This window comes from Mycolicibacterium arabiense, assembly GCF_010731815.2.
GTDB classification, from domain to species: Bacteria; Actinomycetota; Actinomycetes; order Mycobacteriales; family Mycobacteriaceae; genus Mycobacterium; species Mycobacterium arabiense.
Window position 1 is genome coordinate 5,575,032 of the sequence record NZ_AP022593.1, and the last position, 12,601, is coordinate 5,587,632.

General features: G+C 67.3%; 11 protein-coding genes. 6 read left to right on the top strand and 5 right to left on the bottom strand.

Annotated features, from left to right (window positions below; genetic code table 11):
- Nucleotides 1-1,146, bottom strand: a complete 1,146-nt coding sequence (locus G6N61_RS28585) for an amidohydrolase family protein (protein WP_179973540.1) — start codon at nt 1,144-1,146, stop codon at nt 1-3.
- 291 nt (nt 1,147-1,437) lie between these two features.
- Here G6N61_RS28585 and G6N61_RS28590 point away from each other — a divergent pair, with 291 nt between their 5' ends.
- Together G6N61_RS28590 and G6N61_RS28595 are read left to right on the top strand one after the other, a co-directional pair.
- On the top strand, nt 1,438-2,436 hold the full coding sequence (locus G6N61_RS28590; protein WP_163924223.1) for an acyl-CoA dehydrogenase family protein: 999 nt from the start codon (nt 1,438-1,440) through the stop codon (nt 2,434-2,436).
- Nucleotides 2,420-3,595, top strand: coding sequence for an acyl-CoA dehydrogenase family protein (locus G6N61_RS28595; protein WP_163924224.1), 1,176 nt, complete (start codon nt 2,420-2,422; stop codon nt 3,593-3,595). The genes G6N61_RS28590 and G6N61_RS28595 overlap by 17 nt, the downstream gene beginning before the upstream one ends.
- Nucleotides 3,596-3,883: 288 nt before the next feature.
- Here G6N61_RS28595 and G6N61_RS28600 read toward each other — a convergent pair whose 3' ends face one another.
- Genes G6N61_RS28600 through G6N61_RS28615 form a run of 4 tightly spaced genes read right to left on the bottom strand, consistent with a single transcriptional unit; the run spans nt 3,884 to nt 7,135 of the window.
- The gene (locus G6N61_RS28600) at nt 3,884-5,251 is read right to left on the bottom strand and encodes a cytochrome P450 (protein ID WP_163924225.1); all 1,368 of its coding nucleotides are present in this window, start codon (nt 5,249-5,251) and stop codon (nt 3,884-3,886) included.
- Nucleotides 5,252-5,294: 43 nt separating this feature from the next.
- A complete protein-coding gene (locus G6N61_RS28605) occupies nt 5,295-5,486 on the bottom strand; it encodes a ferredoxin (protein ID WP_163924226.1) in 192 nt (63 codons plus the stop codon).
- Nucleotides 5,487-5,522: 36 nt separating this feature from the next.
- On the bottom strand, nt 5,523-6,383 hold the full coding sequence (locus tag G6N61_RS28610) for a mycofactocin-coupled SDR family oxidoreductase (RefSeq protein ID WP_163924227.1): 861 nt from the start codon (nt 6,381-6,383) through the stop codon (nt 5,523-5,525).
- A 50-nt stretch (nt 6,384-6,433) separates the two neighbouring features.
- Entirely contained in the window at nt 6,434-7,135 is a 702-nt protein-coding gene (locus tag G6N61_RS28615) for an SDR family NAD(P)-dependent oxidoreductase (protein ID WP_163924228.1), read from the bottom strand.
- 255 nt (nt 7,136-7,390) lie between these two features.
- Here G6N61_RS28615 and G6N61_RS28620 point away from each other — a divergent pair, with 255 nt between their 5' ends.
- From G6N61_RS28620 to G6N61_RS28635, 4 genes are all read left to right on the top strand, one after another.
- Entirely contained in the window at nt 7,391-8,893 is a 1,503-nt protein-coding gene (locus G6N61_RS28620; RefSeq protein ID WP_163924229.1) for an aldehyde dehydrogenase family protein, read from the top strand.
- A complete protein-coding gene (locus G6N61_RS28625; RefSeq protein WP_163924230.1) occupies nt 8,893-10,101 on the top strand; it encodes a CaiB/BaiF CoA transferase family protein in 1,209 nt (402 codons plus the stop codon). The genes G6N61_RS28620 and G6N61_RS28625 overlap by 1 nt, the downstream gene beginning before the upstream one ends.
- 826 nt (nt 10,102-10,927) lie before the next feature.
- Nucleotides 10,928-11,737 carry an MlaE family ABC transporter permease gene (locus G6N61_RS28630; protein WP_163924231.1) on the top strand — a complete coding sequence of 270 codons (810 nt, stop codon included), beginning with the start codon at nt 10,928-10,930 and terminating at the stop codon, nt 11,735-11,737.
- Nucleotides 11,738-11,741: 4 nt separating this feature from the next.
- Nucleotides 11,742-12,599, top strand: coding sequence for an MlaE family ABC transporter permease (locus G6N61_RS28635; protein ID WP_163924232.1), 858 nt, complete (start codon nt 11,742-11,744; stop codon nt 12,597-12,599).
- Nucleotides 12,600-12,601: the final 2 nt, after the last annotated feature.

Below are 12,601 nucleotides of genomic sequence, written 5' to 3' on the forward strand. Positions count from 1 at the left end.
CTACTGTGCCGCAGCGGCGGATGGGATGACGGGATTCGCGTGACTCTCGTCGCGGCTCGTCGATGCCGGCAGCTCGATGCCGTACAGCTCGGCGGCGTTGCGCCAGCAGAGCTTGTCGCGTTGTTCGGCGGTGTAGGAACTGGGAACGGTCAACTCGTTGGCGTCCCAGTGCGGGTAGCTCGAGCCGAACATCACCATGTCCTGCTTGCCGGTGAACGAGAACCACTCGCCGGCGAAGTCGGTGTCCCCGGGACCGTCGAGACCGCCTTGGACGAAGAACACGTGGCCGGGCAGGTAGTCGCTGGGCATCTTCGGCGCCCACGGCGTCTGCTCGAGGTGTGGCCTGCCGAAGCAATCCATCCGCCACATGAACGGTGTGAGCAGGTCCGCGGCGCCGTCGGCCCAGACGAACTTGAGTTCGGGGCGGCGTTCGAACACGCCCTCGGCGATCATGTTCATCAGGTGGTACAAATAGTTCAGCCCCATGAAGGACAGGTACTGCTCGTAGGTCCGCGTCTTGCCCGACGGGGTGGGCGGGAACGCGATGCCCGCGCCGACCTCGATGTGCACGGCCACCGGCAGATTCGCGTCCACGGCTGCGTCCCAGAGTGGCCAGAACTGCGGCTTGCCGTACAACTCCCGAGACTGCAGCGGGATGCCGATCTGCACCACGCCGGGGTGGTCGCGGTACTTGTCGATCTCGCGCAGTGCGCCCGCGACGTCGTCGGGGTTCACCCGGATGGTGCCGCGGAACCGGTTGCCAAACTCACCGTCGAGCCACCGGGTCACCAGCATCTCGTTGTGCGCTGCCGCGATGGCGCTGCCGAGGTGACGGTCGGGCATGATGCCGCGGGTCATCGGATGCAGGACCGCCACGTCCACGCCGCGCTTCCCGAACAGCTCCTCCGCGACCAATTCGGGGTCCGACCCCGGGTACTGGCCGTCGGGCCCCTTCGACGACTCGAGGTACTCGCCGCCAGGAGCGCCGTACCAGTCCATCTCGTAGTCAGGAAAGCCACGGCTGGAGAAGGGTTCTCGCATGAACGTCTTGCGCAGTTCCTTGGTCGACCGGCAGAAGACGTGCACGCTCGCGTCGATGACCGGCGTCGTGACGACGTTCCCGGCACCGTCGATGAGTTCCTTCACCGAGACTCGACCTCCGTTGGCTCGATCGGCGATCCGGCGCCGACGCTGCGGATGGGCTGTACGCAGGGTCCACCGACGTCGGTCATGTCCCTAGTGTAGATCGTAGTTCTTCATAATCAAGAACAATGTTCTCCATTCGAAGTGGCATGTCTTTGCAGGTGAGCATGTCTGCTGGTCAGTCGCGCAGCGCTCTGCTTGCGGAACGACGTACCCGCGATGGGAGAACGTGTACGTCGATGAGCGAGAATGATATTCTCACTTCAAACGTGTGATTCGTCGGGAGGCGGCTGGATGCTACTGGAGTTCGATGCTGATCAGCGCCTATGGCAGGAGACGGTCCGTGACGCCGTCGGCAAGCAGTGCCCGGCGTCGTTCGTACGCAACGTCGCCGAGGACGGCGCCGACCCGTCGCCGCTGTGGAAGACCTACGTCGACGCCGGCTGGACCGAGTTGACCGACGCCGAGAACGCCGTCGAACTCGCGATCGTCCTCGAGGAACTCGGGCGGGCCACTGACCCGACCCCGTTCCTGGCGACAATCTCGCAGTTCGCGCCGCTGGTGGGCGACCGCTTCGACGCCGGCACGGCGGGATCGGCCGTCTACGCCGGGGTGACCGCCTACCGCGACGCCGACGGCTGGGTGCTCAACGGCACCGACAGGTTCGTGCTCGACGGTGACCGCGCCGAGCGCTTCGCCGTGGTGACCGACGCAGGGGTGTTCCTCGTCGACGCCGAGCAGGTGACGACGCGCCGCAGCGCGATCTTCGATCCCGTCATGCACGTGGCCGAGGCGTCGTTCAGCGGCGTCCACGTCGCCGACGCCGACCGCGTCGAGGTCGACACCGAGAAGGCGCGGCACGTCGCGCTCATGGGCATGGCCATCACGATGGTCGGCGCGTGCCAGCGCATCCTCGACCTCGCGCTCGACCACGCCAAGAGCCGCTACCAGTTCGGCGTGCCGATCGGTTCGTTCCAGGCGATCCAGCACAAGGCCGTCGACATGCACGTCGCGATAGAACGGGCGCGTGCCCTGTCGTACTTCTCGGCGTTGACGATCGCCGCGGACGACCCGCGCCGCCGACTCGCGGCCGCGATGGCCAAGGCGTCGGCGGGGGAGTGCCAGGCGCTCGTCTTCCGGCACGGCCTGCAGACGTTTGGCGCCATGGGCTTCACGTGGGAGAACGACCTGCAGTTCGCGCTGAAGCGGGCCAAGGCCGGAGAACTTCTGCTGGGCGGTGCCGCCGAGCATCGCGAACTGATCGCAAGGGAATTCGATGCAGCTCACATTTGATCGCGACGTCGACGAGTTCCGTGCCGAGTTCTCCGCATTCCTCGACGCACACCTGCCGTCGGCGGCAGAGACCCTCGAACGTCCCCGCTCGGTATCGCACATGCCGCAGTGGGCCAGGGACTGGCAACGGCTGCTGTTCGACAACGGCTGGTTGCTGCCCGCCCAGCCGCCCGAGTTCGGCGGACGCAACGCCTCGGTCCTGCAGCAGTACGTGCATCTCGAGGAATTGTGCACGAGGCGGATCTACCACAGCTTCAACCCCCAGGGCGTCAACATCGTTGCGGCGTCGTTGATCACGTTCGGCAGCGACGAGCAAAAGCACGAGTGGGCGGTGCCGGTGCTGCGTGGTGAACGCACCGCATCACTGGGCATGAGCGAGCCGAGCGCGGGTTCGGACCTGGCGTCGCTGCGGACCAAGGCCGTGCGCGACGGCGACGACTTCGTCGTCAACGGCCAGAAGGTGTGGACGTCCGGCGCCCACGACGCGGACTGGCTGCTGACCTTCGTGCGCACCGACCCAGATGCGCCCAAGCACAAGGGGATCAGCGCGCTGATCATCCCGACCGACCTCCCCGGTGTGGTGTGCCGGCCGTTCGCCGACCTGTGCGGCGAGGAGAACACCGACTTCAACGAGGTGTTCTTCAGCGACGTGCGGGTGCCCGCTGCAAACCTCGTCGGCCCGCTCAACGGCGGCTGGAAGGTCATCAACGGGTCGCTGGGCCACGAGCGGACCATGATGTGGCTGGGCTTCGCCGATCGCATCGCCAACGTGATCGCCGACTTCCGGCCGGCCAACGCGCTCGAACGCGACGAATTGGCCAGCACGATCATGGACTACCAGGCGCTGCGGCTGCTCGGCTCGGTCGGGCTGGCGCAGGCCTCGCGCGGCGAGGTCGACGTGGCCGCCGTGTCGATCCCGAAGCTGCTGGGCGCCGAGGCCGAGATGCGCGCTGCGGCAAACGCTCTGACCGGGGCCGGGCCCGAGGGTCTGATCCACCCGTCGACGTCCGGGCCCTACGCCCACATGAACCTCGACCACTACTTCGCGAGCTGGTTCGAGCGGTATGCCCGCAGCTTCTCCGGCACCATCGCCGGCGGCACCTCGGAGATCCAGCGCAACATCATCGCCCAGCAGGTGCTGGGCCTGCCCCGCGGCTGAGCCACCTCCCGCGGGGGACCTTCCGCGAGAGACCTTCCGCTGGTGAGAGACCTCCCGCGAGCGTGCGTGTCTGCGGGCGACACGCCGCGTCCTGAGCCGAGTTCACGCACGCTCGCGCCCGCCAACACGCGGCGTCGCGCGGGTCTGAAGCACGCCAGGCTGGGCTAGTGCCGTCATACGACAACGAGACTCGCCCGACCCGCCATCCGAGACGCCCCCGCGAGCGTGCGCACACTCGGGTTTTTGCCCGGCGTGTCGCCCGCAGACACGCACGCTCGCCGGAGAGAGCTACCAGTCGATGACGACGGGGTCCTTGTGCTCGGTGATGGGACGGGCGGGGAGCTGCTCGTCGCAGATCCGCTGCAGGCGGTCGAGGGTCTCGTCGAGGCCGGGGCCGAGGCGCTTGCCGGGCGTGAAGTTCGCGGGCAGGTGCTTCATGCCCTGGATGACGCCGATGGTCTCGTAGTGCTCGGTGCCCTCGGGGTCGCACACGTAGTCCGGCATGCGATCGAGCACGGCGGTGAGCATAGACTTGAAGACGGTCCTGGCGACGTTCGAGCCGACGCAGCGGTGCACGCCGATGCCAAAGCTGAAGTGGCGGTTGCCCTTGCGGTCCAGCACGACGTCGTTGGGCCGGTCGAACACCGACGGATCGCGGTTGGCCATCGCCCACGACAGCCACAGCCGCTCACCCTCCTTGAACTGCTGGCCGTCGACCTCGACGTCGTCGGCGAACGTGCGGCCGTCGCCGGGAGCGGGGGTGAAGAACCGGAGGAACTCCTCGGTGGCCGGATGCAGCAGGGTGTCGCGTTCCCGGCTGAGTCGCTCGCGCTCGGCGGGGTTCTCCGACAACCACTCCAGCGCATGGGCGGTCAGCGCGGTGGTGGTGTCGAAGCCACCGCCGATGATCAGCCCCAGATTGCCCATGATCTCGAGATCCGGCGCGGGCTCACCGTCGATGCGCAACTGCAGGAGCGCGTTGATCAAACCCGGGCGCGGGTTCTCCTTCATCTCGAACATGGCGGTGAGCAGGTCGATGCCCATCTGCCGGTTCATCTCGGCGACCCGCGGGGCGTCCGGGGAGTGCTCGGGCGTGGACACCCCCGCGTGTGCGGGCTCGCTGTAGATCATCCACTTCTTCAGTTCGATGCCCATCATCGCCAGCGTGAGCACGGCCGGCACGATGTTGGCCAGGTCGTCGACGAAGTCGATGCGGCCCGACTCGATCTTCTCGTCGAGGGCGGCGCGGGTGATCTCGTCGACGAACGGCACCCACCGCTTGATAGCAGCGGGGGAGAGATACGGATTGAGCGCGCCTCGGTAGGTGGAGTGCTCGGGCTCGTCCATCTCCAGGATCCCGCCGCGCACCACCGTCGCGCGCTGGGCCTTGGGAATCGTGATGCCCTGGTATCCCTTTCGCTCTCCGTGGAGGTCGTGGTCGTTGGACACGACGGGGCAGCGGGCGAGTTCGAACACCTCGTTGCTGCCGGCCGCCACCCAGTGCCCGTCGTAGACGTCGGTCCACGCCACCGGGCACTTGGCGTGCATCTCCTCGGTGATCTCGGTGAACCGGTGCCGGTACTCCGGCGTATGCCGGTCGAAGTGGTAGCGGTTCTTCTTGCGGTCGTCGTCGGTCGTGACATCCTCGACGCTCACGGCTGTCGTCTCCCTCGTTGTGCAAGGTCTCTCGGCGGCACCGTCATTCGATGACGATGGCCTGTTCGGGACATGAATGGGCGGCCTCGGTGACCTGGTCGACCTGTTCGTCGGGGACCTCGTCGGACACCGGTGACGCATGGCCGTCGACGTCGTCGAGTTCGAACGACTCGGGCGCGATCATCGCGCAGAGGGTATGACCCTGACACCGCGTACCGTCTACCGAAACCTTCACTGCCGCAACTCCTTCGCGAACCGTCCTGATGGTGGGTCAGTTGTGGTAGTCGTACCACTTGAGGTAGCCGCCCGCGTCGATGCGGAGCTGGGCGCCGGTGACGAACCGGGCCTCGTCGGAGGCCAGCCACAGGACCGCGTTGCTGATGTCCTCGGGCTCCACCCACGGCACCTTCATCGCCTGCTGGACGTAGAACACCGGCTCGGCGTCCTTGAGTTCGGGCTTCTCGAGGTCCGGCCGGAACGACCGGTACATCGGCTCGCTGCGCAGCATGTCGGTGTTGCAATTCGTGGGATGCACGACGTTGGCGCGGATGCCGCGCGGGGACAACTCGGTCGCGAGGTCGTGCACGAAGTTCGACAGCGCACGCTTGGAGTGGACGTAGGCCATGCCACCCGGATCGTTGCCGGGGTTGTCCTTCTTGCTGGTGTCCATCAGCGCCGCAGTGGAACCGGTCGCGATGATCGACGCGCCCTCCTTGAGGTGGGGCAGCGCGACCTGGATCGCGTTGATGGTGCCGATCAGGTTGGTGTTGATGACGTCGATCCACGCCTGCAGGGGCGGTTGGCCCTTCATGCCGGCGATGCCTGCCTGCGCGACGACGATGTCGAGCCCGCCCAACTGGGCCATGCCCTCCTCGACGGCCCGCTTCAGCTGCGATGCCTCGCGCACGTCGGCCTTGGCGGTGAAGACGCGCTGCCCGGTCTTCTCCACGAACGCGGCGGTCTCCTCGAGATCCTCCGGCGTGGCCATGGGGTAGCCGATGGTGTCGATGTTCTCGCAGAGGTCGACGGCAATGATGTCGGCGCCCTCTTCCGCGAGGCGGACCGCGTGACTGCGGCCCTGCCCGCGCGCGGCACCCGTGACGAATGCGACCTTGCCTGAAACGCGTCCCACTGGTTGTCCCTTCGTTGATCCTCGTTGATCGGTACTGACCGCAGGGCGGCTCAGGTGTTCCGTCCGCCGTTGACGCCGAGGATCTGGCCGGTGATGTAGCCGGCCTCCTCGGAGATGAGGAAGGCGCATGCCGCAGCGATGTCCTCGGGCCTGCCGATGCGCCGCACCGGGGTGGCCTCGATCGTCTTGTCGATATCGCCGAGGAAGCCCTTGTCCGCTGCCGCCCGCAGCATGGGCGTGTCGATGAAGCCCGGTGGCACGGCGTTGACGGTGATCCCGTTCGGGCCGTACTCCAGGGCCAGCGTCTTGGTCAGTCCGTTCACCGCCGATTTCGCGGCGACGTAGGGCGCCATGTACGGCGCGCCCGAGTGCGTGCTGGAGGAGGAGATGTTGACGATGCGCCCCCACCCGGCCTCGATCATGTCCGGCAGCACAGCCTGAATGCAGTGGAAGACGCCGTGCAGGTTCACGTCGATGACGCGCAACCAGCGTTCGAACGACACGTCGTGGAACTTCTTGAAGCTGTCGAGCCCCGCGGCGTTGACGAGAACGCTGATCGGGCCGAGCCGTGCGCGGACGCCGGCCATCGCCTCGTTCACCGCGTCACGGTCGGTCACGTCGGCGACGAAGGAGAACTCGGCATCAGAGGGGTTCAGGTCCAGGACGGCGACGTGGTAGCCGTCCGCGCGCAGCCGGTTGACTATGGCCTCGCCGATACCCGATCCACCGCCGGTGACGACGGCGTTCTTCACGTGGCCGCCCCCGTGCGCGCACTCGCCTGAAGCATCAAGAATCTCCCTTTCGATTATGAGAACCGTACTCTCGGTCTAGGTGGGACCGCAAGGTCCGCGCACGTCCCCCGCGCGTCGAACCATACCCACTCGACGCGCGCCAACGACCTGACTAGGCCATCTAGCCTTCCTTGTGTTCTCGCTAGGCGAATGTAAGATTCGCCGTTGATGAGAATGAAATTTCCATCACAGTGCACGAAGCAGCGAGGAGACGGAATGTCCCAGACGCCGACCATCGACGGTGGCCGACAGGTGGATGGCAGTGGCGCATCCGAGCAGCAGGCAGACCGGCGCATGTTGATCGACGGTGAACTCGTCGGTTCGGCCACGACGTTCGCCTCGCAGAACCCCGCCACCGGCGAGGTCATCGGGCATGCCCCGGACGGCACCGTGGCCGACGCCGAACGTGCCGTGGCCGCCGCGCGCCGCGCGTTCGACGCGGGGGACTGGGCCACCAACGTCGAGTTCAGGGTGCATTGTCTGGAGCAATTCCACACTGCGCTCGTCGAGCACCGCGACGAACTCGCCGCGCTGACCACCGCCGAGGTCGGCGCCACCCCGGCACTGACCCAGGGCGCGCAACTCGACCAGCCAATCGCGATCGTGAAGTACTACGCCGATCTCCTGCGGGACTACCCGCTGACCGAAGACCTCGGCAACGTCGAGAGCCGCGGCATGCAGCACCACCGCTGGGTGGAGAAGGAAGCCGGCGGAGTGGTCGCCGCGATCATCGCCTACAACTACCCCAACCAGCTGGCACTGGCGAAGCTCGCGCCCGCACTGGCCGCCGGGTGCACCGTCGTGCTGAAGGGCGCTCCCGACACGCCACTGGTCACCCTCGCCCTCGGTGAACTCATCGCCAACCACACCGACATCCCGGCCGGCGTCGTCAACGTGCTCAGCTCCTCCGACCCCGAGGTCGGCGCGGTTTTGACCACCAGCGCGGACGTCGACATGGTCACGTTCACGGGGTCGACCCCCACCGGCCGGCGCATCATGGCCGCCGCGAGCGAGACCCTCAAGAAGGTCTTCCTCGAACTCGGCGGCAAGTCCGCGGCGATCGTGCTCGACGACGCCGACTTCGGCACCGCCGCGATGTTCTCCGCGTTCAGCATGGTGACCCACGCCGGTCAGGGCTGCGCGCTGACGTCGCGGCTGCTGGTGCCGCGCAAGCACCACGACGAGATCGTCGAGATGGTCAAGACGAACTTCTCTCACGTGCGCTACGGCGATCCGACCGATCCGAAGACCTACATGGGGCCGCTGATCAGTGAGAAGCAGCGCGACAAGGTCGACGCCATGGTCCGGCGCGCGGTCGAGGCGGGCGCGACGCTGGTGACCGGCGGCGAGAAGAAAGGGCCGGGCTACTTCTACACGCCGACGCTGCTCACCGACGTCGACCCGGGCAGCGAGATCGCCCAGGAGGAGGTCTTCGGACCGGTTCTGGTCGTCATCGCCTACGAGGACGACGACGACGCCGTGCGCATCGCGAACGACTCCATCTACGGATTGTCCGGCGCGGTGTTCGGCAGCGAGGAGCGTGCGTTGAACATCGCCCGGCGCATCCGTACCGGCACGTTCTCGATCAACGGCGGCAACTACTTCAGCCCCGACAGCCCCTTCGGCGGATTCAAGCAGTCGGGCATCGGCCGGGAGATGGGGTCGGCTGGGCTCGAGGAGTTCCTGGAGTCGAAGACGTTCGCGACGGTGGTGAGCTAGTGGGCGGCCCACTGGACGGCATCCGCGTCCTCGAGGTCGCGATGTACGGCTTCGTCCCGTCCGCGGGCGCCGTGCTCGCGGAGTGGGGCGCCGACGTCATCAAGGTCGAACACGCCGTCACCGGCGATCCGCAGCGCGGGCTGCGGCAGACCGGCCCGCTGCGCGTCGAGGGCGACCCGAACCCGAACATCGAACACGCCAACCGGGGCAAGCGCAGCATCGGTCTCGACGTCTCGAAGCCCGAGGGACGCGAGGTGTTGCTGGAACTCGCCAAGCGCGCCGACGTCTTCCTGACCAGCTTCCTGCCCGGCCACCGCGCCAAGTTCGGCATCGACGTCGACGACATCCGTGCGGTGAACCCGGACGTCGTCTACGCGCGGGGAAGCGCACTGGGCCCGCGCGGCCTGGAGGCGGAGAAGGGCGGCTACGACATGACCGCCTTCTGGTGCCGGGCCGGTACCGCGGCCACGATCACCCCGCCGGGCATCGAGGGCATGATCGGCCCGCCGGGGCCCGCCTACGGCGACACGATCTCGGGAACCAACCTGGCCGGCGGCATCGCCGCGGCGCTGCTCAAGCGCGAGCGCACCGGGGAGGCCTCCGTGGTCGACGTCTCGCTGCTCGGCAGCGGACTGTGGGCGATGGGCCACACGGTGGCGCTGACCTCGCACCTGAATCAACTGATGGTGCAACCCCCGCCGGGAGTGCACGGGTCACCGATCAATCCGCTGGTCGGGGTCTACCGGACGAAGGACGACCGCTTCATCTCCCTGGTGATGATGCAGCCGACGAAGTTCTGGGCCGACGTGTGTCGTCACGTGGACCGCGAGGATCTGATCGACGATCCACGGTTCGCGACCGCCGAGAGCATCGCCGAGCACACCGGCGAGGCCGTGGAGATCCTGCGCGAGGTGATCGCCACTCGCACGCTGCCCGAGTGGAGCGAGCGCTTCGCCACGCTGGCCGGTCCGTGGGCGCCCGTGCAGGACACGTTGCAGGCCGCCCAGGACGCGCAGATCCGATCGAACGAATACATCGTCACCGCAGGCGAATTGGAGCTGGTGGCCAACCCCGTACAGTTCGACGTCGCGGCCCCGCGCACCGGGCCGGCCCCGGGATTCGCCGAGCAGACCGACGACATTCTGCTCGAACTCGACCTGGACTGGGACCGAATCATCGAACTCAAGACGGCCGGCGTGGTCACATGACCTCCGCAATGGTCCATTTCGAGAGCCCATAGTTCCGACGAGACGAGATTCGAGGATGCGTTCGTTGCAGCTGCAGACCGCGCGGCTGGGCCCCGAGCCCTCGCATCGGCGACCCACCGGGGCCGGCCGGCACGCGTTACACGATCGGCGACATCTGTCCTGGTCGACGACGCCCGCCGGGCCGGGCGCGATGGTTGCCGTGGCGAACGATTCCCCCGCTGCGGCCGGCGCGGGCGCTGGGCCGAGGTCGACACCGGGTCGGGGGCCCGGCGCCGCGCGTCCTGAAGCCACGAATCCGACCGTGGACGTGGTTCCGGTACTGGCTGAAGGAGACGTCGCCGACCGATTCCTCGCTCGTCGGCGGCAGCCGGCCCGGCGCATCGGGTTCTTGGGTTGCGTTCTCACGCAGTGCGAGTCGAGCGATGTGACCGTCGGGAACGGGGCCCTGGGCGTAGTTCGGGTCGTTGGCACGGCACCGCTTGCCTGCTGCACCCTCGACGTCTCGTCGACGTGTACGGAGACCCGATCGGACCGCCCGTCGACCCGCCCGCGACCGCCCGCCGCCGGCCAGTTCCACGCCGCCGCGACCCCCTTCGCCAACGAGACCGCCAGTCTCGGAAGGTGTTTGCCATGAAACCCGGTGGGTCTTTAAACGTCAAACGCCACCCGCGGGGTGGCATTGGTGTGGCACAGTGCGTCGAGTTGGTTGAACAGCTGCCAGGCGACGCCGCCGATCGGATCGGTGGTGCCCGAATCGCACTGGCGCACAACACTGACGGCCCAACAGCCGCACCGGCCGTGACTATCTCGGAGGGACCAGGGGCCAATGGCGATTAAGGGACCGGAGCGCTGGTCGCCCGGGATCTCGCTGCCCAAGGGCTTCGCGGGACCGATGCAGGCCGTCGGCGGCCTGTTCTCGATGGGCGTGGACGCGTTCAGGTTCATCTTCGTGCGGCCGTTCCAGTGGCGCGAGTTCCTCGAGCAGTCGTGGTTCGTGGCCCGGGTCTCGCTGGCCCCCACGCTCCTGGTGGCGATTCCGTTCACCGTGCTGGTGAGCTTCACCCTGAACATCCTGCTGCGCGAACTCGGCGCGGCCGACCTGTCCGGAGCGGGGGCGGCCTTCGGTGCGGTGACCCAGGTCGGTCCGGTGGTGACGGTGCTGATCGTCGCCGGGGCCGGCGCGACCGCGATGTGCGCGGACCTCGGATCGCGCACGATCCGCGAAGAGATCGACGCACTCGAAGTGCTCGGCATCAACCCCGTGCAGCGGCTGGTGACCCCCCGTGTACTCGCGTCCGGGCTGGTGGCGCTGCTGCTCAACAGCCTGGTGGTCATCATCGGCATCCTGGGCGGCTACTTCTTCTCGGTCTTCGTCCAGGACGTCAACCCCGGTGCGTTCGCCGCGGGCATCACGCTGCTGACCGGCGTTCCCGAGGTCATCATCTCCTGCGTCAAGGCAGCCCTGTTCGGCCTCATCGCCGGGCTGGTGGCGTGCTACCGCGGTCTGACCATCACCGGCGGCGGCGCCAAGGCCGTCGGCAACGCCGTCAACGAGACGGTCGTGTTCGCCTTCATGGCGCTGTTCGTGATCAACGTGGTCGTCACGGCCATCGGCATCCAGTTGACGACGGGATAGACGGGTGGGCACTCTGCAAGTCCTGCGCGGCACCTATCCGCGCGCGTTCCGCACCGCATCGCGGCCCATCGACGTCTTGGGCCGCATCGGTGATCAGACGCTGTTCTTCGGCCGCGCCATCGGCGGCACACCGCACGCCGCGACCCACTTCCGCAAGGAGATCATCCGGCTGATCGCCGAGATCTCGATGGGCGCCGGAGTGTTGGCGATGATTGGCGGCACGCTGGTGATCGTCGGATTCCTCACCCTGGCCACCGGCGGCACGCTGGCAGTCCAGGGCTACAGCTCACTGGGCAACATCGGCATCGAGGCGCTCACCGGCTTCCTCTCGGCGTTCATCAACGTACGCATCGCGGCGCCCGTGATCGCAGGCATCGGGCTGGCCGCTACGTTCGGTGCCGGCGTCACCGCGCAGCTGGGCGCCATGCGGATCAACGAGGAGATCGACGCGCTGGAGTCGATGGGCATCCCGCCGGTCGAGTACCTGGTGTCGACCCGATTGGTCGCCGGGATGATCGCCATCACCCCGCTGTACTCGGTGGCCGTGATCCTGTCGTTCGTCGCCAGCCGGTTCACGACCGTCGTGCTGTTCGGGCAGTCCGGCGGCCTCTACGACCACTACTTCAACACGTTCCTGAACCCGATCGACCTGCTGTGGTCGTTCCTGCAGGCGCTGCTCATGGCACTGACCATCCTGCTGATCCACACCTACTACGGCTACTTCGCCACCGGCGGGCCCTCCGGCGTCGGTGTCGCAGTCGGCAACGCAGTGCGCACCTCGCTGATCGTGGTGGTGTCGGTGACGCTGCTGGTGTCCCTGGCCGTGTACGGCTCCAACGGCAACTTCAACCTGTCGGGATAGGA

Bases quoted from the DNA above. Each gene is read 5' to 3' on its own strand.
- G6N61_RS28590 (WP_163924223.1), top strand. From the start codon at position 1,438: ATGCTACTGGAGTTCGATGCTGATCAGCGCCTATGGCAGGAGACGGTC.
- G6N61_RS28595 (WP_163924224.1), top strand. From the start codon at position 2,420: ATGCAGCTCACATTTGATCGCGACGTCGACGAGTTCCGTGCCGAGTTC.
- G6N61_RS28620 (WP_163924229.1), top strand. From the start codon at position 7,391: ATGTCCCAGACGCCGACCATCGACGGTGGCCGACAGGTGGATGGCAGT.
- G6N61_RS28630 (WP_163924231.1), top strand. From the start codon at position 10,928: ATGGCGATTAAGGGACCGGAGCGCTGGTCGCCCGGGATCTCGCTGCCC.